We start from the raw sequence: 23152 nt of genomic DNA on the forward strand, positions 1-23152 counted from the left end.
TGGTGCTTATGGACGTTTCAGACCTGCTCGACGGACTCAACGATAATCAACGTGAGGCGGTGGCCGCCCCTCGCCGCAATCTGCTGGTGCTGGCCGGAGCGGGCAGCGGTAAGACCCGGGTACTGGTGCATCGGATTGCCTGGCTGATGGCGGTGGAAAACAGCTCCCCTTACTCGATCATGGCGGTGACTTTTACCAACAAAGCGGCCGCGGAGATGCGGCACCGCATTGAGCAGCTGATTGGCACCAGTCAGGGAGGAATGTGGATTGGCACTTTCCACGGTCTCGCGCATCGCCTGTTACGTGCGCACCACCTCGATGCGGGTCTGCCGCAGGATTTTCAAATTCTCGATAGCGAAGATCAGCTGCGATTGCTCAAGCGGCTGATCAAGGCGATGAATCTGGATGAGAAGCAGTGGCCGGCGCGCCAGGCCATGTGGTACATCAATGGCAAAAAGGACGATGGACTGCGGCCTAAGCACATTGAAAGCTATGGTAACCCGATTGAGCAAACCTGGCTGCGTATCTACCAGGCGTATCAGGAAGCCTGCGATCGCGCGGGGCTGGTGGATTTTGCCGAGCTGCTGCTGCGTGCGCACGAACTCTGGCTGAACAAGCCAGCGATTCTGCAGCACTATCGTGAACGCTTCAGTAATATTTTGGTGGACGAGTTTCAGGATACCAATAGCATTCAATATGCATGGATTCGGCTGCTGGCGGGGGACAGTGGCAAGGTGATGATTGTCGGCGATGACGATCAGTCCATCTACGGCTGGCGTGGTGCGCAGGTTGAAAATATTCAGCGCTTTCTGACCGATTTTCAGGGCGCCCACACCATTCGCCTGGAGCAAAACTACCGTTCTACCAGCAATATCCTGCGCGCGGCGAACACCCTGATCGCCAACAATAACGGCCGACTGGGAAAAGAGCTGTGGACCGAAGGGGGGGAGGGGGATCCGATCTCTCTGTACTGCGCCTTTAACGAACTCGATGAGGCGCGCTATGTCGTTAACCGTATTAAAGTCTGGCAGGACAACGGCGGAGCGCTGGCCGAATGCGCGATCCTCTATCGCAGTAATGCTCAGTCGCGCGTGCTGGAAGAGGCGCTGATTCAGGCCAGCATGCCCTACCGTATTTACGGCGGCATGCGCTTTTTTGAACGGCAGGAAATCAAAGATGCGCTGGCTTATCTGCGTCTGATTTCCAATCGCAATGATGATGCGGCCTTTGAGCGGGTGGTGAATACCCCGACCCGCGGCATTGGCGATCGCACGCTGGATGTGGTGCGGCAAACCGCCCGTGAGGGACAGCTTACGCTCTGGCAATCCACCCGCAAACTGCTCCAGGAAAAAGCGCTGGCGGGCCGCACCGCCTCGGCGCTGCAGCGCTTTGTGGAGCTGGTGGATTCGCTGGCGCACGAAACGGCAGAGCTGCCGCTGCATGTCCAAACCGATCGGGTGATCAAGGATTCCGGTCTCTGGCTGATGTATGAGCAAGAGAAAGGTGAGAAGGGCCAGGCGCGGATTGAGAACCTGGAAGAACTGGTAACGGCCACCCGACAATTCAGCTATCAGGATGAGGATGAAGATCTGATGCCGCTGCAGGCCTTTCTCTCACATGCGGCGCTGGAAGCCGGAGAGGGACAGGCCGATAAGTGGCAGGATGCGGTGCAGCTGATGACCTTGCACGCCGCAAAAGGACTGGAATTCCCGCAGGTGTTTATTGTCGGAATGGAAGAGGGGATGTTCCCCAGCCAGATGTCGCTGGAAGAAGGGGGGCGACTGGAAGAGGAGCGCCGGCTTGCCTACGTTGGTCTGACGCGCGCAATGAAAAAGCTCACCCTGACATTTGCCGAAACTCGTCGCCTGTACGGCAAGGAAGTGTATCACCGTCCTTCCCGCTTTATCGGAGAGCTTCCGGAGGAGTGCGTGGAAGAGGTGCGCCTGCGCGCCAGCGTGAGTCGTCCGGTCAGTCATCAGCGCATGGGAACACCGGTGGCGGAAAATGATAGCGGCTTCCGTCTCGGGCAACGCGTGCGCCATGCGAAATTCGGTGAAGGAACTATCGTTAATCTTGAGGGCAGCGGTGAGCATAGCCGGCTACAGGTGGCATTTCAGGGACAGGGTATCAAGTGGCTGGTCGCCGCTTACGCCAGACTTGAAGCACTGTAATCCGGCGCCCAGTGCAGGGGGGATCGGGGCGTCAGGCAGCCCGCCGTTGCTGCGGTGAGTTCTGTTTACGGTAACTTGACGCTTTTTGCGTCTTTGCGTAACATGCGCCCACGATTACCCTAAGAGGACATTCGCCTTGGACACACCCAGTCGAGACTGGCTCAAGACCCTGTTATCCAGGGACAACCACTAAGGCCCTCCTCTGCTGGCAGCCTTAGTGCTTGTCAGCGACCCACCTCTCACCCGTCGCATTGAGTCATTCTGCCACTGACGCCCGTCAGGGTGGTGTTCAGACGCCATGTCCCGAAAGCAACGCGAATTTGGGAGCACCGTTATGCTGAGCGCATTCAAACTGGATCACAGCCGCCTGTCACGCATGGAACTCGATGATTCAGATACCCTCGTGGAATCCGTCTGGGTTGATCTTGTTGAGCCCGAAGAGGAAGAACGTCAGCGCGTGCAGGCGGAACTGGGGCAAAACCTGGCTACCCGCCCCGAACTGGAGGACATTGAGGCCTCGGCGCGATTCTTTGAAGACGAAGATGGCCTGCACATCCACTCGTTTTTCTTCTACGAAGATGCTGACGATCACGCCGGCAACTCCACCGTGGCATTCACCGTGCGCGAGGGGCGTCTGTTTACCCTGCGCGAACGTGAGTTACCGGCATTTCGTTTGTACCGCATGCGCGCCCGCAGTCAAATGATGATTGACGGTAACGCCTGGGAGCTGCTGCTGGATCTGTTTGAAACCAAAATTGAACAGCTGGCCGATGAGATCGAGAACATCTACAGCGCCCTCGAAAAACTCAGCCGGGTTATCATGGAAGGCCAGCAAGGCTCGGAATTTGATGAGGCGCTTTCGCGGTTAGCTGAATTGGAGGATATTGGCTGGAAGGTTCGTCTCTGTCTGATGGATACGCAGCGCGCACTGAATTTTCTGGTGCGCAAGGCGCGCCTGCCGGCCAACCAGCTGGAACAGGCGCGTGAAGTGCTACGCGATATTGAATCCCTGCTGCCGCACAATGAATCGCTGTTTCAGAAGGTCAACTTTTTGATGCAGGCAGCCATGGGTTTTATCAGCATCGAACAGAACCGCATCATTAAGATCTTCTCGGTTGTGTCCGTGGTGTTTCTGCCGCCGACGCTGGTAGCCTCCAGCTACGGTATGAATTTTGAGTTTATGCCGGAGCTGCACTGGAGCTTTGGCTACCCCGGGGCCATCGGGCTGATGATCCTGGCCGGATTGGCCCCCTACGCTTACTTCAAGCGGAAAAACTGGTTGTAACGGGGCTCCTGGCCGCCGTCGGCGGACAGGAGCCCCGTCCGCCAAAAAGAACGCAGGCAGGGATGAGTTGGCGATCTCCGCGCGTCCCGGCTGTGAGTAAGCTAAAAACGCTATGGCGTCTGCTGACAGGTTTCGCGCCTGGTGTACGGTGCTGGGGGGCAATCTCAATGCGCCGATGGGCCGTCAGGCGGTGCGTTTTGTCGGCGACGTCCATCTTCAGCTCGCCGCTCAGTACAAAGAAAAACTGCCGCGAAAGATGATGTAAGTGCCGCGTCTCCTCTCTGCCGGCAGACTTGTTTTCGTGGATAATGCTCATATCCTGACGCTTTACCAGATGCCATCCGTCACCCTCATTTCCCCATGAGGAGTGCTCCGCGTGAGTGTTAGAAGTCATCGCTGCTCCCTATCCGTTACAGGCTGGTGCACACTGTCGTGCGCGCCCAGTTCCAAGGCCTGCCGCCAAATCAGGTCAAAAAGCAGCCCGTCAAAGACCGCCTCGCCCTGCGTCGTGAGCATACCACTCATCAGTAATTGGGTAATCGCCTGACAGTACTCCAACAAGGTACGTGAATCCAGCGCCAGTGTGTCGTGAACCCCGGGTGAGGGATGCCGCATGGCATGCCGTTGGTGCCCAGAGGCCAGTGGGCGATCCAGTGCCTGTTGCATGTCAGCAAGTGTGGTTGACAGGGGATAATAGCGCGCGTGACGCCAGCCGGTGGTTGGGGGGGAAGCTGTCAGCTGACAGACCAGTGATACGCAGACGCGAGCATAATCGATAGCATCCGCCGACGACGTCAGAGTGAGTTGGGGAGACACCGCGATTATCTCTCCGCATTCCAGTCCACCGGCATCGGCGCCATGATAGGTCGATAAGGTCATACTTTTCCTCCTGATAAAATAACTGTTTATTTATACAGCATCTAGCTATTTATGGAGGAAATGGCATGCATATTTGCGAACTGGTTCGAAAGGTTGATTAAAAAAAAACCGATCTGGCGGTTAAAACCGCAATGCACCCGAACCGTAAAAACGGGTTTCCGATAAAAAGCATTTATCGTTAATTCTTTCTGTATTTTTTTTGATCCGTAACTATTTATCGATATGTATACTGCAGTCTCAAAATGGGACGGTTTTATAACATTGAGACGGTTTGATAAAAGTGAGTAACGCGATAAAGATTAATAACCTTGTTTACTATAGTCGGCGGGGATGAAATATAGTGCGTGAACCGGTTCCATCATCATTTGAGCAAGATTTGGTGTGATAATATATTGGTACACCCTCTCCGTAGAACGCTGTCATAAAAATGTCATATTCCTCGCTGACTATTAATCCGCTGTTATGCAGGGACGGACCAGCGTTCGGGATCGATGGGGTTGAGCGTAGTTTGAGCAATTGTAAAGCGGCGGGCAGGCATCGGGCGGAGTGAGACGCCCGTCGCAGTCAAAAAGCGGGCACGCCGCAGCCAAACACCGCCGTAAAGGTCGGTGTGTGCTTGACTGAAGGCGTCTCTCCCCAGCATAATAGCTGGAAAATTTTCCCTGGTGTTGGCCAATGTGGCAACCTGACCCAACGTGGTCAGGTTTTTTTTTATTTGAATCGGTACTGCTTGTTTTTATAGAAGCGAGTATACGGGTTTTGTTTAATGATGGTAGTTAGACTAAAGTATAGTTTGGTGCTATACTTTCAGGTGCATAGTTGGAAGTTAAACGCTCAAGTTATTGAGGATGGATGATGCCTTTATTGTTCTCCGATAATGAAATCATAACCAGTACGATAAGTAACTATTTCGATCGTAAACTAAAAAGATACGGCGATCCGAAGTACGCTTACATGATCCTCAATAAGAAAAACCCCGCTGAGATGATGATCATCTCTAATTATCCGGATGAGTGGGTTGAAATTTATAAGGCCAATAACTATCAGCACATCGATCCGGTTGTGCTCACCGCTTTCAACAAGATCGCGCCTTTCTCGTGGGACGAGAACATCGTCATCAGCTCCAACCTGAAAATGTCAAAGATCTTTACCCTGTCCCGTAAGTATAACATCGTGAACGGCTTCACTTTTGTACTGCACGATCAGGCCAACAATCTGGCCATGTTGTCGTTAATGATGGATGATAAAACCATCGATGATCTGGAAGAGACGATTGAGCGCAACCGTGACAAGCTGCAGATGCTGCTGATCACCGCGCATGACAAGATGCACTCACTGTACAAAGAGATGATGGAAAACCAGAACATCCGCCATCCCGGTGAAAAGGAGATCTTTTCCGCGCGAGAGAACGAAATACTGTACTGGGCGAGTATGGGTAAGACCTATCAGGAAATCTCTCTTATTATGGGGATCACTACCAGTACGGTGAAATTCCATATTAAAAATGTGGTCAAGAAGCTGGGCGTGCTCAATGCCAAACACGCCATCCGCCTCGGCATTGAGCTCCAGCTGATTAAGCCTGTTCTGTCATGATTTTTAGCGCCATCGGCCAGTGATTCAGGGTGCTATGCTCGTCGCGACTCCAGGCCTGCACGCGCTCCGCCAGGATGCACTGATTGCGCTCGTCAACTGGCAGAAACAGCAGATAGACCGGCTTATCCTTTTCTGATGTACCCACCTGAACGACCTGAATTTCCCATCCGGAGCGCTTCAGGATAGTCCACATTGGCTTGCTGCAGATGGTGTAGATCCCATCATAGCCCTGCTGACGAGCGTAATTCACCATCGCAAGGAACAGCACCGTGCTCACGGGAAATTGCGCACCAAGCAAGGTTTTCGCCCGCGCTTTATCCACAAAAAAGCGGCTGGACTCAACATAATTACCCGCTGGCAGCGTTGCGTCGGCAAAGAAAGTGTGAAATGTGTGGGTGATCATGTTGGGCAGATGGGTTTCGATAAAGCGCACGCTACAAACCAGCTGATGGTCGCAAATCCCAAGCAGATAGTGCGTATTAACGTTATCGTACTCATCGAACTCCATACCGTTAGTACAGGTGACCGCCCAGTCGAGACGATCCTTAAAGGTCTCTTTTCTGAGCGTGTACAATTCTTCAGACGTTATCTCGGGTAACGACGCATAGTTTACATCAATGATCTCTAACATCCTTTCTCCCTTAGGCACCCTGAGTGCTGGTAGCGTAGGCCGGAGCCATCCTCGCGATGATTTTTTTAACTTGTTATTAAACAAAGGTTTTAACTTTCTATTTTACGCATTCACCTAAGTTTGTACAGGTCCGGATGGCTGACTTTTCGCGCTAAAGGATCCCGATCTTGCGCGACAAGAAACCGATCCAGGTGGCAGATCAGCCGAGCTGGACTGGCGAAGGCCGGTTGAAAGGCATACGCTATATCTTCTTATTTATTAATATATTGTATCCCTATGGCACGCCTACCCACGTCGCTTCAATGGTCAGTTTTACTAATGCTTTCGGCACTTGCCGGCTGGCTTTTTAACCGGATACATCTGCCTGCAGCCCTGCTACTCGGACCGATGATTATCGGGGTGGCGATGGGGCTGAGCGGCGCCACGCTGCACATTGATAAGCGCCTTTTTATCCTTGCCCAGGTGGTACTGGGGTGCATGATTGCGCAAAGTCTGTCGCCGGCGGTACTGACGCCGCTGCTCACTGACTGGCCTGTGGTGCTGGGCGTGTTGGTAATGACGCTGGCCGCCAGCGCGCTGTCCGGCTGGTTACTGATGCGTTATAGCGCACTGCCCGGATCGACCGCCGCGTGGGGGTCGTCACCGGGAGGGGCATCGGCGATGGTGGCAATGGCGGGAGATTTCGGCGCCGACGTTCGACTGGTCGCCTTTATGCAGTATCTGCGGGTATTGATGGTGGCCGCCGCCGCCGCGGTGGTCGCGCGTATTGGATTAGGAGATGCGGCACAGAGCGCCAGCGGGGCCGTCTGGTTTCCGCCGCTCACCGGCGGCTTTGCGGTGACCGTGAGCGTGATGGTACTGGGGGCCTGGCTTGGGCAGCGCCTGGGTATTCCCTCCGGCGCGCTATTGCTGCCGGCGCTGATTGGCGCGACGCTGCACAGCGGTACGACGCTGCCGCTGCAGGTGCCCGAATGGCTGTTAGCCGTGGCATACGCGCTGATTGGCTGGACGGTGGGGTTGCGCTTTACCCGTCCGGTGCTGTTGCTGGCGCTGCGCACGCTGCCGCAGATGATCCTGGCAATCACCGGGCTGATGGTGTTGTGCAGTGCGATGGCGTGGGGACTGACCCGGGTGCTGGAGGTGGATCTGATGACCGCCTGGCTGGCGACCAGCCCGGGGGGGCTGGATACGGTGGCCATTATCGCGGCAGGAAGCCGCGTCGATGTGGCATTTGTCATGGCACTGCAAACGCTGCGTCTGTTTACTATTATTATCACTGGCCCCGGGCTGGCGCGTTTTTTGTCACGCTATGCGCGGGCGTAATCGTTGGATCGTCATCAGCGCATCGCTGACAAACAGCGCCAAAGCGACCCAGATGAATCCAAAGGTGATCAGCTTATCGTCGGTGACGGTCTCACCGTAAAACAGAACCGCCAGCAGAAACATCAGCGTCGGTCCCAGGTACTGAAAAAAGCCGACCGTTGAGAGGCGCAGGCGGGTGGCGGCGGCGGTAAACAGCATCAGTGGGATAGTAGTGACCACACCGGCAGCAATCAGCAGGATGTTGAGCGAAAGCGGATTGTGAGACAGGTGACTGGTGGGCGTATCGGCAATGCAAAACAGATAGATGGCCGCCATCGGCAGCAGCCAACTGGTTTCGATCAGCATGCCGCTTTGCGCATCAACGGCGATTTTTTTTCGCAGCAGTCCATACAGAGAAAAGCTCAGCGCCAGTCCCAGTGCAATGAGCGGAACCGACCCAAATTGCCAGAGCTGCACCAGTACGCCGCAGGCCGCCAAAGCGACTGCCAGCCACTGCAGTGGGCGAAAACGTTCGCCTAAAAATAGCATGCCAACCAGCACATTAAGCAACGGGTTAATGAAGTAACCAAGGCTGGCTTCGAGAATATGCTGGTTGTTTACCGCCCAGATAAACAGCAGCCAGTTACTGGCGATCACGATTCCTGAGCAGGCGAGAAGCAGCACTTTACGCGGCTGCTTTAGGATCTGCTGCACCGCCGGCCAGTGCCGGCTCAGGCTAATCAGCAGTAGCATAAAAAAGAATGACCAGATGACCCGGTGAGTCATGATCTCATCAGGCGGCACCGACTGAAGCAATTTGAAGTAAGCTGGTGCAATTCCCCAGATAAAGTAAGCGCCCAGCGCGCACAAAACGCCCTGACGGGTCTGTTGACTTTCCATCTTATCGCTATCCAATTAAATAGGTGGCTATCGCGGTGGCAATGTGTACACCGGCATCGTTGTGCAGTTCCACCCGGGCGACTGACACTTTATTTCCGGCGCGGATCAGGCTGCTACTGGCAGTAAAATGATCGCCACGACCGGGGCGTAAATAGTCGACGCGCAGGTCGATAGTTCCCATGCGGGCCAGTCGCTGGCGCAGCTGCTCTTCATCCATTTCTGCATGCCGCGTCAGGCTGCTGGTCACGCAGACCAGGCCGGCGGCGACGTCCAGGACCGATGCAATCACCCCGCCGTGCAGGATCTGCTGCGCGGCATTGCCCACCAGCATTGTTTGGTTGCGAAAGCGCAGTTCGGCGTAACCCTCTTCCAGGCGTGACAGTTCAAGGCCAAGCGCCTGATTAAAGGGCATGTGATATACAAATATATCGCCAACTAGCTGACGGACAGCCTGAGACGAGAGGGGGATTGCTGACATAGCACGGCGATCCTGTTGCGGGTCATTGTAAACAATATGTTAATTAAGACGCCATTGTACGCTTCTCTCACTGCGCTCGCTACTTTCAGAAATCAGTACTCAATCTGCTCTGATTTTATGTGTAGAATGGCGACGTTTTGTTACTCAAAATGTTACACGGAGAACAGTATGCTCAGGCAGTATCGATGGCTTTTGGCAGCGTTGCTGCCTGCAGTGGCGCAGGCCCAGGAAGCGACCATTAAAGCAGTGCATGATGCCCCGGCAGTGCGCGGCAGCATTATTGCCAATATGTTGGAAAAGCACGATAACCCGTTTGTGCTCTATCCCTATGAAAATAACTACCTGCTTTACACCTATACCACCAACCTGAATAAAGACGCCATTGAGTCTTATGACTGGTCTAATGATGCGAAAAAAGATGAGGTGAAATTTCAGCTAAGCCTTGCCTTCCCACTGTGGCGCGGCATTTTGGGTGATAACTCGGTGCTGGGCGCCTCGTATACTCAACGATCCTGGTGGCAGCTGTCGAACCGCGGTGCTTCCTCACCGTTTCGTGAAACGGATTATGAACCGCAGGTTTTTCTGGGCTGGGCGACGGATTATCAGCTGGCCGGCTGGACGCTGCGTGATGTCGAGGTGGGCCTGAATCACCAGTCAAACGGCCGTGCGGATCCCACCTCGCGCAGCTGGAACCGCGTGTACGCACGTCTGATGGCGCAAAACGGCAATTTCCTTGCGGAGGTCAAGCCGTGGTACCGTATTCCGGAAAGCGAGAGTAATGACGATAATCCCGATATCACAAAATATATGGGGTACTATCGACTGAAGCTGGGCTACATGGTCGGCGACAGTATTTTCAGCGTTCAGGGCAACTATAACTGGAACACCGGCTACGGCGGCGCGGAACTGGCCTGGAGCTATCCCATTAGCGAACACGTTCGCTTCTATACGCAAGTCTTCAGCGGCTACGGTGAGTCGCTGATCGATTACAACCATAACCAGACCCGTTTCGGTGTCGGCGTGACCCTCAACGATCTCTTTTGATCGCACATCGCCTGCCCGATACCGGGCAGGCAAACATGGAATTCAATGTAGTGTCAACGGCGTCAGTACTCAATCAGGATACCCTCGCGCACCAGGTGCTGCGCGATACCTTCGGCTATCAGCAATTTCGTCCCGGGCAGCAGGCGATCATTGAGACCGCGCTGGCGGGCAGGGATTGCCTGGTCGTCATGCCAACCGGCGGCGGCAAGTCGCTCTGTTATCAGGTACCGGCGCTGGTTCGTGAAGGATTGACGCTGGTGGTTTCACCGCTCATCTCCCTGATGAAAGATCAGGTCGATCAGCTGCTGGCTAACGGTGTGGCCGCGGCCTGTCTTAACTCAACGCAAACTCGCGAAGCGCAGATGGCGGTGATGGACGGCTGTCGCCGCGGCGAAATTAAATTGCTCTATATCGCGCCCGAGCGGCTGATGATGGATAACTTCATCGAGCGCATATCGGCCTGGCAACTGGCGATGCTGGCGGTGGATGAAGCGCACTGCATCTCGCAGTGGGGACATGACTTCCGGCCAGAATACGGTGCGCTGGGACAGTTACGGCAGCGCCTGCCTCAGCTGCCAATCATGGCGCTCACCGCGACTGCGGATGAAACCACCCGCCATGATATCGCCCGCCTGCTCGATCTGCGCGATCCGCTGGTTCAGATTAGCAGTTTTGACCGCCCAAATATTCGCTATACGCTGGTGGAAAAATTCAAACCGACCGATCAGCTGATGCGATACGTACAGGATCAGCGCGGTAAGTGCGGCATTATTTATTGCAACAGTCGGGCCAAGGTGGAGGACACCGCCGCGCGTTTGCAGAGCCGCGGTATCAGCGTGGGTGCTTACCATGCGGGGCTGGATGCGCCGGTGCGGGCGCGAGTGCAGGAGGCGTTTCAGCGTGATGACCTACAAATCGTTGTTGCCACGGTGGCGTTTGGTATGGGCATCAATAAGCCTAACGTGCGCTTCGTGGTCCACTTTGACATTCCACGTAACATAGAATCTTATTACCAGGAGACGGGGCGCGCCGGACGTGATGGCCTGCCGGCGGAGGCGCTGCTGTTTTACGATCCGGCCGATATGGCCTGGTTACGCCGTTGCCTGGAGGAGAAGCCGCCCGGACAACTGCTGGACATTGAGCGGCATAAACTTAACGCGATGGGGGCTTTTGCCGAAGCGCAAACCTGTCGGCGCCTGGTACTGCTCAACTACTTTGGTGAAGGCCGGCAACAGCCGTGCGGTAACTGTGACATCTGTCTGGATCCGCCGCGTCGCTACGATGGCCTGGCTGAGGCGCAGAAGGCGCTGTCAACGATTTATCGCGTGGGGCAGCGATTTGGCATGGGCTACATCGTTGAGGTTCTGCGCGGGGCGAACAATCAGCGTATCCGTGAGTTACAGCACGATAAGCTGGCCGTATATGGCCTCGGGCGGGAACAGACCCACGAGTACTGGGTCAGCGTCATTCGCCAGCTGATACACCTCGGACTGGTGACGCAGAATATCGCTATGCATTCGGCGCTGCAGCTGACCGAAGCGGCACGCCCGGTATTACGCGGCGAGATGCCGCTGATGTTGGCCGTGCCACGTCTGGTGGCGCTGAAAACCAAAGGCAGCTCGGCCAAATCCTTCGGCGGTAACTACGATCGTAAGCTGTTTGCCAAGCTGCGTAAGCTGCGCAAAGCCATTGCTGACGAAGAGAACATTCCGCCGTACGTGGTGTTCAATGACGCCACGCTGATTGAAATGGCGGAGCAGATGCCGCTCAGCGCGGCTGAAATGCTGAGCGTGAATGGCGTCGGCAGCCGCAAACTCGAGCGCTTTGGCAAACCTTTTATGGTGATGATTCGCGAGCACGTCGATGGCGATGAGGACTGATTCTTCGGTTCAATATCCTGAGGGCAATGAACAATGTTGATGCTTTTCCTGACCGTGGCATTCGTCCACCTGCTGGCACTGATGAGCCCAGGGCCGGACTTCTTTTTTGTTTCCCAGATCGCCGCCAGTCGCTCCCGAAAAGAGGCCATGCTGGGGGTGGTAGGGATAACCTTGGGCATCGTAGTCTGGGCGGGCGTGGCGCTGATGGGGCTGCACTTGATCCTGCAAAAAATGGCCTGGCTGCATCAAATTATTATGGTGGGGGGCGGGCTCTATTTGCTGTGGATGGGGGGGCAGTTACTGCGCTCGGCGCGCCATCTGCATCGGCATCCACCGCAGGACGAGGCAGCAAGAGTGCTGCCGCAGGGCGGCCGAAGCTTTCTTAAAGGGTTTTTGACCAATGTCTCGAACCCCAAAGCGGTCATTTACTTCGGCAGCGTCTTTTCTCTGTTTGTGGGCGACAGCGTGGGCACAGGGGAGCGCTGGGGTCTGTTTATGCTGATCATTGGCGAAACGTTCATGTGGTTTAGCATTGTGGCGGTGGTATTTGCGCTGCCGGCGATGCGCCGCGGATATCAGCGAATGGCGAAATGGGTAGATGGCGTTGCCGGCGTTCTGTTCGCCGGCTTCGGTATCCACCTGATACTGTCTCGATAATCGCGCGTCAGGCCACGCGCCGCGCCGTGGCCAGCAGTGCACCGATGGTCATGAACAGGCCACCAAAAATGCGATTAAGCAGTTTCATTTGCCGCGGGCCTCTTATCCAGCCAGCGATGCGCGTTGCCAGCGTGGCGTAGCCTATCATTACGACCACATCGACCACCACGGTGGTGACGCCAAGCACCAGATACTGCGCGGCCAGTGGCCGATCGGGCGAAATAAACTGCGGAAATAGCGCCGCCAGAAATACAATGCTTTTCGGGTTGGTCAGATTGACCAACACAGCCCGTTGAAACAGGCGACGGCGCGGCAGCGAGGTCGCAACGGCGTTCAGATCGATCGAGCCGGCCGCCCGCCACTGCTGGATACCCAGCCAAATCAGATAGGCTGCGCCGGCCCATTTTAAGATTTCAAACGCCAGCAGCGACTGCGAGAACAGCGCGCCCAGGCCGATACCGACCAGCACGATGTGCGCGGCGAGTCCCACCTGTAATCCGGTAATCGAGGCGGTTGTGCCGCGGTAGCCATGGCTGATGCCAGTACTCATGGTATTAATGGCGCCGGAACCCGGCGACAGGCTAAGAATAGCGGTGGTAAGTAAGTAGGTTAACCACCATTCGAGTGTCATGGTAACGCTCCCTGCACAGACTGAACTGTGACACAATACGACAGTTATTTCGGCAACGCACCAGGTTGAAAGAAAAACCATGAAAACACCGTCTCCGCCGTGGCTAACGCGCGAAAAAGCCTTTGCGGCCTTTGCGACCGGTCCCCTGTTGGATTTCTGGCAGCAGCGTGAGGAACGACACTTTACCGGCGTGGACGATGTCCCCGTTCACTATGTCTGTCTGCGCAATCCGGTGCATGACAAAGTGATCCTGCTGAGTCCGGGTCGAATTGAAAGCTATGTCAAATACCCGGAACTGGCGTGGGATTTGTTTCAACTTGGCTACGATGTGGTGATCATCGATCACCGTGGACAGGGCCGATCCGGCCGCCTGCTGGCTGATGCGCATCGGGGCCACGTACTGCGTTTCGGGGACTACGTCAGCGATCTGTGGACGCTGTGGCAACGGGAGATCGATCTGCCGCGCTATCGCCGCCGCTTCGGGCTGGCGCATTCAATGGGCGGGGCGATCATGGCCAGCATGCTGATCGCGGAGCGTCGGCCGTTTGACGCCGTGGTTCTCGCTTCGCCGATGCTGGGAATAAACCTGCCAATGCCGCGCTGGATGGCCAATCGCGTTCTGGAGTGGGCCGAGCAGCGTCCCGCGGTGCGTGACGGTTACGCGCTGGGAACCGGGCGCTGGCAGGCGCGCCCTTTTGCGATCAATACCCTCACCCATAGCTGGGAGCGCTACCGGCGTAGCCAGCGCTTCTACGCCGACGATCCGACGCTGCGCGTGGGCGGGCCGACCTATCACTGGGTGCGGGAGAGCGTGCAGGCCGGGGATGCATTACTGGCGGAAGCTGGCCGCATTAAAACCCCGCTGCTGCTGCTGCAGGCGGAAGAAGAACGGGTAGTTGCCAATGTGGCACAGGACCGTTTTTGTCAGCAGATGGTGGCGGGCGGCGGCCCCTGTGAAGGCGGTAAACCGCTGATTATCCGCGGCGCGCGCCACGAAATCCTGTTTGAACAAGATGCCATGCGTGCAGAAGCGCTGACGGCCATCGCGACGTTTTATGCCCGCTTCCACGCATAATGTTTAATTTTATGACCGATATCTGAGGGTGAATTTTCCATGTATCACGTTGTTGCTTCTGACCTCGACGGCACGCTGCTGTCACCCGACCATCGCCTGACGCCCTTTACGAAAGAGACGCTGCAGCGGCTGACGCAGCAGGATGTGCACTTTGTGTTTGCCACCGGCCGTCACCACATCGACGTCAGCCAGATGCGTGATAACCTTGATATTGACGCGTATATGATCACTTCTAACGGCGCGCGGGTACACAATATGGCCGGCGAACTGATTTTCAGCCATAACCTGGAACCGGAGATCGCTCGGGATCTGTTTGGCATGCTCTATCACGATCCGGCGATTCACACCAATGTGTACCGCGACGATGAGTGGTTTCTCTGCCGCCATCGTCCCGAGGAAGCACACTTCTTTCAGGAGTCCGAGTTTCACTATCAGCTGTTCGATCCGGCGTCGCTGCCCACGGATGGCATCAGTAAGGTCTTTTTCATTTGTGATGATCCGGAACGGTTGCTGCCGGTGGAGCAGGCGATTGTCGCGCGCTGGGGCGATCGCGTTAACGCCAGCTTTTCATTTCCCACCTGTCTGGAGGTGATGGCGGGCGGCGTGTCAAAAGGACATGCGCTGGAGGAAGTGGCGAAGCTGCTGGGCTACGGCCTGCAGGAGTGTATTGCCTTCGGCGATGGCCTGAATGATAAAGAGATGCTGGCGATGGCGGGGAAGGGCTGCATTATGCATAACGCGCATCAGCGGCTGAAGGATACGCTACCGGAGCTGGAAGTGATTGGTAGCAATGCCGATGAGGCAGTACCGCACTATCTGCAAAAGCTGTTTGCCGTATAAATAGTCAGGCGCGGATCCCTGTGGGACGCCGCGCCTGGGATGTTACGGGCGTTGCTGCTGCAGGAACTGCACGGCTTTGTCCGGGAAGTCGGTAAACAGCCCTTCGACGTTGGCCTGATTGTAGAGCGCGTCGTACAGCTGATTAACGTCGGTTGCCCACGGCGGCAACTGGTCGGCACGTACCGTGTACGGATGGATCGTCAGCTTGCTGGCGTGCGCCGCGGCGGCCATCGGGGTCATCCGCAGGTGACCGGGCGTGCTCTCTTTTTCGACCAGCATGTGGTAGTCAGGGCCAATTCCGTCCACTACCCGGGCGAGTTTCGGCATTGCGTCCGGTTTGAACATCCAGTCATAGTCGTAATTGACCCACTGGCCGTTCCTCAACTCCTGCGTTTCTTCCCAGTCGGTGTAAGCAATCAGCTGCACCAGCTTAAGATCCATGCCCAGTTTCGGCTCCAGCTCCTGCTTGATGCGCTGAAGTTCGTTAAAGTCGAAACACTGCAGCCAGACGTTATCCTCTTTCCCCTGATATCCGTACTGCTTGAGTACCTTCAATACCTGGGCAGAGATATCTTTGCCCTCTTTGCGGTGGAACCAGGGCGCTTTTATCTCCGGATAGAGTCCGATATTTTTACCCGTCGAGTGGTTCAGACCTTGCACGAACTCAATCTCTTCTTCAAACGTATGCACGCGGAAGTCCGATTTACCCATGGGAAAACGACCGGGAAAAGTTTGTACCCGTTTGCCGTTTTCCAGGGTAAAGCCTTCGGTAAACTTCAGGCTTTTGATCTCAGGCAGTGTGAAGTCAATGGCATAATAGCGACCATCTTTGCGCGCACGATTGGGGAAACGTTCGGCAACATCGGTCACCCGATCGAGATAATGGTCGTGGAGCACCACCAGGCGATCGTCTTTGGTCATCACCAAATCTTGTTCGAGAAAGTCGGCTCCCTGGGCATAGGCCATGGCCTTAGCCGGCAGCGTGTGTTCCGGTAAGTAACCGCTGGCTCCGCGGTGGGCGATCACCACCTTGCCGTGGGGGTCGGCGCTGGCCGCCATTGAGGCGGCCAGCAACGTCAGAGCAATGACGGGTTTAAACATCTTCTCCCTCCACCTGGGTGTTACGCCTGGTTCAGTTGACGTTTGTGTTTGGATTCGTTGAGCATGGTCAGGATCAACAGGATTACCGCCAGTACGCAGCCGGCAATCATTACTATAAAGCCGCCGTTCCAGCCAAAGTAATCCACGGTATAACCCACGATGGCGCTGGCCGCGACCGACCCGCCCAGGTAACCGAACAGGCCGGTAAAGCCCGCTGCCGTCCCGGCCGCTTTCTTCGGTGCCAGCTCCAGCGCGTGCAGGCCGATTAGCATCACCGGACCGTAAATCAGGAAGCCAATCACAATCATACAGGCCATATCCACGCCGGGATTACCGGCCGGGTTCATCCAGTAGACGACGGTGGCAATGGTCACCAGAGTCATAAAGAATACGCCGGTGGCGCCGCGGTTACCTTTGAACACTTTGTCAGACATCCAGCCACACAACAGCGTGCCTGGGATACCGGCATACTCGTAGAAGAAATAGGCCCAGGAGGACTTATCCAGCGTGAAGTGCTTCACTTCTTTCAGATAAGTGGGTGACCAGTCGAGGATGCCGTAGCGCAGCAGGTAGACAAACACGTTGGCCAGCGCGATATACCACAGCAGTTTGTTTGGCAACACGTACTGCATGAAGATCTGTTTGGCGGTCAGTTCTTCTTCGTGTTTGGCGTCATAGTCGGCCGGATAATCGTTTTTATACTCTTCAATGGGTGGCAAACCGCAGGACTGCGGCGTATCTCGCATCAGAGCAAAGGCGATGATCGCGATAATTATTGCGCCGAAAGCCGGCATATAGAGCGCCGCTTTCCAGTCGTTAAACCACGCCATGCCCAGCAGGAACAGCAAGGGAGGAATGCCGCCGCCTACGTTGTGCGCGCAGTTCCACACTGACACCACGCCACCGCGCTCTTTCTGCGACCACCAGTGCACCATGGTGCGGCCACACGGTGGCCAGCCCATGCCCTGGAACCAACCGCACAGGAACAGCAGCACGAACATCACCATAATGCTGGATGTTGCCCAAGGCACAAAGCCCATAAACAGCATCACACAGGCGGCGAGTATCAGTCCGGCCGGCAGAAACACGCGCGGGTTCGAGCGGTCTGACACCGATCCCATGATGAATTTAGAAAAGCCGTAAGCGATGGAGATGCCTGACAGGGCAAAGCCGAGATCGCCGCGTGAGAAGCCTTGTTCGACCAGGTAAGGCATCGCCAGCGCAAAGTTCTTACGCACCAGATAATAGGCGGCGTAACCAAAGAAGATCCCCAGAAAGATCTGCCAGCGCAGACGGCGATACAGCGGATCAACGCGATCCGCCGCAACGCGCGGCTGATGGGCAGCAGGTTTAAAGATACTCAGCATGTTGCCTCCAATGGCACGGTGCAGTTGTTGTTGTATCGCCGGAATGGCGGTTGGCGAGAATGTTACAGTTTTATTACATTCGCGCCACCGCTTGCGTCATTTTTGTGATATTTCGCGCACGGAATAGTTAATTAATGTGATTAAAATCACGAAATTTTTTTTTGTCAGCCGAAATTCTTTCGTTTTATGCGTGTTTTCGTTCTTTTCTGTTCGTTTTGCCGCTGTGCTAAAATGCGGGCGAACTGTCGACGTGAATTGGGTAAACTGTCGCCCCTTTTTGCGAGAGATAGGCTGTCGTGGCGTTACTGATTATTACCACCCTTTTGTGGGCGTTTTCGTTTAGTTTGATTGGCGAGTATCTGGCAGGACAGGTCGACAGCGGTTTTGCCGTGCTGGTCAGGCTGCTGCTGGCGGCGGCGGTATTCTTGCCGTTTCTGCGCTGGCGCGGGCAGCGCGCCTCGACGCTACTGCTTTATATGAGCGTCGGTGCACTGCAGCTGGGGATCATGTACCTGCTGAGTTTTGAAGCCTATCTGTATCTCAGCGTCTCGGAGTTTTTGCTGTTTACGGTGATGACGCCGCTGTATATCACGCTTATCTATGATCTGCTCAGCCGGCGCCGGCTGCGCTGGAGCTATGCGTTGAGCGCCGGACTGGCGGTACTGGGCGCGGCGATTATCCGGTATGACCACGTTAGCGAACACTTTTGGCTGGGGCTGTTGCTGGTACAGCTGGCTAATATTTGCTTTGCCATTGGCATGGTCGGCTATAAGCGTCTGCAGGAAACGCGGCCAATGCCGCAGCATCAGGCATTTTCCTGGTTCTACCTTGGCGCGGTTGCGGTTGCAATAATCGCCTGGCTGCTATGGGGCAACGCGCAAAAACTGCCGACCACCGGATTGCAGTGGGGCATCCTCATCTGGCTGGGCGTGGTAGCTTCTGGCCTGGGCTATTTTATGTGGAACTACGGGGCCACTCAGGTAGACGCCGGCACGCTGGGGATCATGAACAATATGCACGTCCCGGCCGGATTACTGGTGAACCTCGCTATCTGGCAACAGCAGCCGCACTGGAGCAGCTTTATCCTCGGTGCGGCGGTGATTATGGCTTCGCTCTGGGTTCATCGCCGTTGGATTGTTGCACCAGCGGCGCCGCGATCCTCGTCGCGCTAGCGTAATGATCGCCTCCGTCAGTGCGGAGGCGCATCCGTCAGGCGTTTTTAGCCCCGCCCGGACGCAGGGTGAGGGTTAAGCCTTTCAGGAAGTTACGCAGGATCTGATCGCCGCATTCACGGTAGTTTTTATGGTCCGGTTTACGGAATATTGCGCCAATTTCTGCCTGCGATACCGTAAAGTTCGCTTTTTGCAGAATCTGTGGGATGTCAGTGGTTTTCAGGTCAAACGCGATGCGCAGCTTTTTCAGAAAGACCGTGTTATTCATTTTGCGCTCGACGGAAGGCGTTGGCGCATCGTCGCTTTTACCGCGGCGATGATAAATTAATCCGTTGAGAAAGTAGCCCATCAGTACATCAGGGCAGAGGCGAAACGCCGCATCCTCATCTTTCTTCAGCCAGGCATGCACATCCGTTTGCGGCACGTCGCAGCCGGCCAGCGCAAAAATCGCCACCATTTTGGCATCGCTCAGGTCAAGCATGTAGCGCACGCTGCGCAGGATATCGTTGTTGGTCATGGAAAGCAGGTCTTCGGGTCAGTCAACAGACCGCGCAGTATACGGGATTTTACCCCGTTTCGCGCAGATTTGTGCCGCCTGCAGCGCGCGATCGTTCCCTCGGATCCTGTCCGGCGTCGCGCACAAAAGGCAGATGAGCGCAGGCATGCTGCCGGGCGGCGCGAATAAATGCTTCGGTAACCGGCTGTCCCTGCTCTCCTTCGCGCACGGCGGCATACAGGCGACTCCAGATACCCTCTCCCAGTGGGCGCGTTACCACCAGCCCCTGACGCTCAACATTCTCGACTACCCAGTGCGGGAGCGCGGCGATACCCATGTGCGCGGCCACCATCTGAATCAGCAGCAGGGTATTATCGACGCTTTTCAGTGCCGGACTGACACCGGCGGGTTGCAGGAACTGCCGCCAGATATCCAGCCTCTGGCGCTGCACGGGATAGATCATCAGCAGCTCGTTGGCGAGATCCTCCGGCGCAATCTGCGCAACCTGACTAAGGGGGTGATCCGGCGCCATCACCAGTCGCACTTCAAAATCAAACAGCGGTGAATAATGCAATCCACTGCGCGGTAAAATGTCCGAGGTGAGAACTACATCGAGCTCGCCCTGCTGCAGAGCCGGTTGCGGATCAAAAGTGACCCCCGATTTAAAATCCATCATCACCTGCGGCCAGACCTGACGGAAGGTGTTCAGCGCCGGCGTGAGCCACTGAATACAGCTGTGGCATTCAATGGCGATGCGCAGGGTGGTCTGTTGGGGTTCATTGCAGGCCTGCAGCGCCTGCTGAATTTGTGGCAGCACTTGCTCGGCCAGCTGTAACAGAATGTCACCCTGGGGGGTGAAACGCAGCGGCTGGCTTTTGCGTACAAACAACCGAAATCCCAGTCGCGCTTCCAGATCGCTGAACTGGTGGGATAGCGCCGACTGGGTTTGATGCAGCTGAGCGGCAGCGGCGGCCAGGGAGCCGGTGTTTCGCAACGCCTGCAGCGTTCGCAGGTGTTTAAGCTCGATCATGATAATCCTTCACATCGTGGTGAAAACAGTGCGCTGAGATAACTACAGTACAACGGCAGCGCAGATGTGTAAACATCTGGACGGCTAAATGAATCGGCAGACGCGTCCGCGCTTTACTGATTGTGCGGCGATCGTCGGCGATTCATCAGCGACAGGAGGGGCGACATGCGCATGATCTTCCCATCAGGTCAGCCTGACGTCGGTGTGGGTACGCACTGTAAGCGGCATTAAAGCCCGGTCGGAGCGGTCACGTCTGATACCTTCCATGCGCATGGGTGGTGCTGAAGCGTTTCAGAAAGCGAAGGGGAGGTAAGCTCTGGCCAGGCGTGGCGATGCCTGTTTCTGGCGGAACCGGTAGAGCGACATGGCCGGGACAAGGGCTAAGCGCCCACAGAGGAAAACCCCGATCACGGTGGCAGCGCCGTCTACGGAAAGGCCGCAATTGCTGTCAAATAAACGGAGAAGGGCAGACTGGCCGGGCGGGGAAATGTCGGATGGATGGCATGCCGCAGAGCGGCCCTCACTGACTCACCGCTGGCCAAGGAGATGACGAGATGGAGAGGAATTGCGCAGATCTCAGCATTGTCGACATCAATGGGCCGGCGCAGCGTAAAGAGGCCCCGTCGCGGTGACGATTCTGCCCCCGGGGCGCATCCGCGCCCCTCCTGTAAGCGCTCAGGGCGCAACGCCGGCCTGGGCAAACCATGCCAGCATCCGCTGCCAGCCATCCTTCGCCGAGGCTTCATGGTAGCTGGCGCGGTAGTCGGCATTAAAGGCATGCCCGGCCTCCGGGTAGACCACGATTTCTGCCTGGGCATTGGCCGCGCGGAGCGCCTGCCGCATCGATTCGATACTGTCCTGCGGAATGCTGTCGTCCAGCGCGCCGTACAACCCGAGCACCGGCGCGCTCAGATCCACCGCCACATCCACCGGATGCTTTGGCTGATTCAGGCTTTTATCGCCGACCAGTTTACCGTACCAGGCAACGCCGGCGCTGACCTGCGGGTTGTGCGCGGCATACAGCCAGGTGATACGGCCGCCCCAGCAGAAGCCGGTGATGCCAATCTTGTTTTTATCACCGCCGTGCTTTAGCGCCCAGTTGGTGACGTGATCGAGATCGGCCAGCACCTGCTTGTCGGGCACTTTACTGACCAGCCCAGTGAGCAGCGTGGGAATATCGTCGTAGTCGTTAGGATCGCCCTGTCGAAAGTAGAGTTCGGGCGCGACCGCCAGATAGCCTGCCACGGCGAGACGGCGGCAAATGTCCTCAATGTGTGCATGCACGCCGAATATCTCCTGCACCACCAATACCACCGGCAGCGGACCGTTTGCCGCTTTTGGCCGGGCATACCAGGCGGGCATATTTTCTCCCTGGGTGGCAACGGAGGTGGGGCCGGACTGAATCGCGCTGCTGTCGGTATGGATGGCGGTGGCGGCAACCGGCGTCACCGCTGTCGCCCAGGCCGTCGCGGAGGACGACGCTAAAATCTGTTCGTTTTTCATGATTTTCTCCCTGTGAGGACTCGCGCAATCTGCTAACTATAGCCAGGATTACCCCGCGCAGAACGATACGGCCAGCGCTTCTTGATACCACTGCCGGCTGACGACAGGCTGTGCGGTTGAGCGATTCGCTTAAAAAATGCCTGTATATGTGATTTGTATCTCATTAGCGCTCATTGGAAATGTAAGTTTCATCCTAATGAGTGATTTCAGTCACTCAATAAGGCGTCACGCCAGGATAGAGTAGTGACTTTCCCGGTTTCACTTCAGGAGTCTGTTATGTCTCAATCTGACGTATTTCACCTCGGTATTACGCGCGCGGACCTGCAGGGCGCAACGCTGGCGATTGTGCCGGGGGATCCGGAGCGCGTGAAGAAAATTGCCGCGCTGATGGACAATCCGGTGCATCTGGCCTCGCATCGGGAATTCACCACCTGGCGGGCAGAGTTGAACGGTAAAGCGGTGGTAGTATGTTCTACCGGTATCGGCGGCCCTTCCACGTCCATTGCGGTTGAAGAGCTCGCGCAGCTGGGTGTGCGCACATTCCTGCGCGTCGGAACGACCGGGGCCATTCAGCCAAATATCAACGTTGGCGACGTACTGGTGACCACCGGTTCCGTCCGACTGGACGGTGCCAGCCTGCATTTTGCGCCGATGGCGTTTCCGGCCGTGGCGGATTTTAGCTGTACCACGGCGCTGGTTGAAGCCGCGAAGGCGCACGGTGCGACCACCCACGTGGGGATTACGGCGTCGTCAGACACTTTTTATCCCGGCCAGGAACGCTATGATACCTTCTCCGGCCGCGTGGTCAGTCACTTCCAGAATTCTATGCAGGAGTGGCAGCAAATGGGCGTGCTGAATTATGAAATGGAATCGGCCACACTGCTGACTATGTGTGCCAGCCAGGGGCTGCGTGCCGGGATGGTAGCCGGCGTCATCGTGAATCGGACGCAGAAAGAGATCCCCGATGCGGCGACCATGAAGCAAACCGAAAGCGATGCCGTGGCGATTGTGGTGGAGGCCGCTCGCCGTTTGGTGTAGCGCGCGACGGCTTCCCGGCCGGTCCGTGCGGGCAGCCGTTTACTGTTTTTGCCAGTGCCCTGCCGGCTTGCTACAGTGA

At 56.2% G+C, this 23152-nt stretch carries 22 protein-coding genes; 11 read left to right on the forward strand and 11 right to left on the reverse strand.

The window, feature by feature from the left end; translation table 11 throughout:
- Positions 1-8: 8 nt before the first annotated feature.
- Positions 9-2171, forward strand: a complete 2163-nt coding sequence (gene uvrD / locus BS626_RS16200; RefSeq protein ID WP_075183460.1) for a DNA helicase II — start codon at positions 9-11, stop codon at positions 2169-2171.
- A gap of 334 nt (positions 2172-2505) precedes the next feature.
- A complete protein-coding gene (corA, locus tag BS626_RS16205; RefSeq protein ID WP_075183422.1) occupies positions 2506-3456 on the forward strand; it encodes a magnesium/cobalt transporter CorA in 951 nt (316 codons plus the stop codon).
- On the opposite strand, the gene BS626_RS19100 is transcribed toward corA, so the two are convergent.
- Together BS626_RS19100 and BS626_RS16210 are read right to left on the reverse strand one after the other, a co-directional pair.
- Entirely contained in the window at positions 3434-3850 is a 417-nt protein-coding gene (locus BS626_RS19100; protein WP_371328509.1) for a cupin domain-containing protein, read from the reverse strand. The genes corA and BS626_RS19100 overlap by 23 nt on opposite strands.
- Positions 3847-4335 (reverse strand): hypothetical protein, encoded by a 489-nt coding sequence (locus BS626_RS16210; RefSeq protein WP_075183423.1) that lies wholly within the window; start codon positions 4333-4335, stop codon positions 3847-3849. Before BS626_RS16210 ends, BS626_RS19100 begins: the two co-directional genes overlap by 4 nt.
- Before the next feature lie 855 nt (positions 4336-5190).
- Here BS626_RS16210 and BS626_RS16215 point away from each other — a divergent pair.
- Positions 5191-5928 (forward strand): LuxR family transcriptional regulator, encoded by a 738-nt coding sequence (locus BS626_RS16215; RefSeq protein WP_075183424.1) that lies wholly within the window; start codon positions 5191-5193, stop codon positions 5926-5928.
- On the opposite strand, the gene BS626_RS16220 is transcribed toward BS626_RS16215, so the two are convergent.
- Positions 5909-6559 (reverse strand): acyl-homoserine-lactone synthase, encoded by a 651-nt coding sequence (locus tag BS626_RS16220; RefSeq protein ID WP_075183425.1) that lies wholly within the window; start codon positions 6557-6559, stop codon positions 5909-5911. The genes BS626_RS16215 and BS626_RS16220 overlap by 20 nt on opposite strands.
- Before the next feature lie 276 nt (positions 6560-6835).
- Here BS626_RS16220 and BS626_RS16225 point away from each other — a divergent pair, with 276 nt between their 5' ends.
- The gene (locus BS626_RS16225; RefSeq protein ID WP_075183426.1) at positions 6836-7882 is read left to right on the forward strand and encodes an AbrB family transcriptional regulator; all 1047 of its coding nucleotides are present in this window, start codon (positions 6836-6838) and stop codon (positions 7880-7882) included.
- Here the strand turns inward: BS626_RS16225 and rarD are convergent.
- Both rarD and BS626_RS16235 read right to left on the reverse strand, forming a co-directional pair.
- Positions 7862-8761 (reverse strand): EamA family transporter RarD, encoded by a 900-nt coding sequence (gene rarD / locus BS626_RS16230; protein ID WP_075183427.1) that lies wholly within the window; start codon positions 8759-8761, stop codon positions 7862-7864. The genes BS626_RS16225 and rarD overlap by 21 nt on opposite strands.
- A gap of 7 nt (positions 8762-8768) precedes the next feature.
- On the reverse strand, positions 8769-9239 hold the full coding sequence (locus tag BS626_RS16235; protein WP_075183428.1) for a thioesterase family protein: 471 nt from the start codon (positions 9237-9239) through the stop codon (positions 8769-8771).
- A 168-nt stretch (positions 9240-9407) separates the two neighbouring features.
- Here BS626_RS16235 and pldA point away from each other — a divergent pair, with 168 nt between their 5' ends.
- From pldA to rhtC, 3 genes are read left to right on the forward strand one after another with little or no spacing between them, the layout of a single operon-like run.
- The gene (gene pldA, locus BS626_RS16240) at positions 9408-10283 is read left to right on the forward strand and encodes a phospholipase A (protein WP_075183429.1); all 876 of its coding nucleotides are present in this window, start codon (positions 9408-9410) and stop codon (positions 10281-10283) included.
- Between the two features lie 50 nt (positions 10284-10333).
- Entirely contained in the window at positions 10334-12163 is a 1830-nt protein-coding gene (gene recQ, locus BS626_RS16245; protein WP_075183461.1) for an ATP-dependent DNA helicase RecQ, read from the forward strand.
- Between the two features lie 33 nt (positions 12164-12196).
- Positions 12197-12820 carry a threonine export protein RhtC gene (rhtC, locus tag BS626_RS16250; RefSeq protein ID WP_075183430.1) on the forward strand — a complete coding sequence of 208 codons (624 nt, stop codon included), beginning with the start codon at positions 12197-12199 and terminating at the stop codon, positions 12818-12820.
- 7 nt (positions 12821-12827) lie between these two features.
- Here the strand turns inward: rhtC and rhtB are convergent, their stop codons facing one another.
- Positions 12828-13451, reverse strand: coding sequence for a homoserine/homoserine lactone efflux protein (rhtB, locus tag BS626_RS16255; protein ID WP_075183431.1), 624 nt, complete (start codon positions 13449-13451; stop codon positions 12828-12830).
- A 79-nt stretch (positions 13452-13530) separates the two neighbouring features.
- On the opposite strand from rhtB, the gene pldB reads away from it, so the two are divergent.
- Both pldB and yigL read left to right on the forward strand, forming a co-directional pair.
- Positions 13531-14526, forward strand: coding sequence for a lysophospholipase L2 (gene pldB / locus BS626_RS16260; protein WP_075183432.1), 996 nt, complete (start codon positions 13531-13533; stop codon positions 14524-14526).
- A gap of 39 nt (positions 14527-14565) precedes the next feature.
- Entirely contained in the window at positions 14566-15366 is an 801-nt protein-coding gene (yigL, locus tag BS626_RS16265) for a sugar/pyridoxal phosphate phosphatase YigL (protein ID WP_075183433.1), read from the forward strand.
- A gap of 42 nt (positions 15367-15408) precedes the next feature.
- Here the strand turns inward: yigL and glpQ are convergent, their stop codons facing one another.
- A complete protein-coding gene (gene glpQ, locus BS626_RS16270; RefSeq protein WP_075183434.1) occupies positions 15409-16467 on the reverse strand; it encodes a glycerophosphodiester phosphodiesterase in 1059 nt (352 codons plus the stop codon).
- Between the two features lie 20 nt (positions 16468-16487).
- Positions 16488-17834 carry a glycerol-3-phosphate transporter gene (glpT, locus tag BS626_RS16275; protein ID WP_075183435.1) on the reverse strand — a complete coding sequence of 449 codons (1347 nt, stop codon included), beginning with the start codon at positions 17832-17834 and terminating at the stop codon, positions 16488-16490.
- A 296-nt stretch (positions 17835-18130) separates the two neighbouring features.
- Here glpT and BS626_RS16280 point away from each other — a divergent pair, with 296 nt between their 5' ends.
- Positions 18131-19006: a carboxylate/amino acid/amine transporter gene (locus BS626_RS16280; RefSeq protein WP_075183436.1), complete on the forward strand. Its 876-nt coding sequence runs from the start codon at positions 18131-18133 to the stop codon at positions 19004-19006.
- 37 nt (positions 19007-19043) lie between these two features.
- On the opposite strand, the gene BS626_RS16285 is transcribed toward BS626_RS16280, so the two are convergent.
- The 3 genes from BS626_RS16285 to BS626_RS16295 form a co-directional block, all read right to left on the reverse strand.
- On the reverse strand, positions 19044-19523 hold the full coding sequence (locus BS626_RS16285) for a DUF1456 family protein (protein WP_075183437.1): 480 nt from the start codon (positions 19521-19523) through the stop codon (positions 19044-19046).
- Positions 19524-19572: 49 nt separating this feature from the next.
- Entirely contained in the window at positions 19573-20532 is a 960-nt protein-coding gene (metR, locus tag BS626_RS16290; protein WP_075183438.1) for an HTH-type transcriptional regulator MetR, read from the reverse strand.
- Between the two features lie 675 nt (positions 20533-21207).
- Entirely contained in the window at positions 21208-22035 is an 828-nt protein-coding gene (locus tag BS626_RS16295) for a dienelactone hydrolase family protein (protein WP_075183439.1), read from the reverse strand.
- Positions 22036-22311: 276 nt separating this feature from the next.
- On the opposite strand from BS626_RS16295, the gene udp reads away from it, so the two are divergent.
- On the forward strand, positions 22312-23073 hold the full coding sequence (gene udp, locus BS626_RS16300; RefSeq protein ID WP_075183440.1) for a uridine phosphorylase: 762 nt from the start codon (positions 22312-22314) through the stop codon (positions 23071-23073).
- Positions 23074-23152 lie beyond the last annotated feature (79 nt).

It is taken from the genome of Pantoea sp. 1.19, assembly GCF_001922585.1.
Classification (GTDB): domain Bacteria; phylum Pseudomonadota; class Gammaproteobacteria; order Enterobacterales; family Enterobacteriaceae; genus 1-19.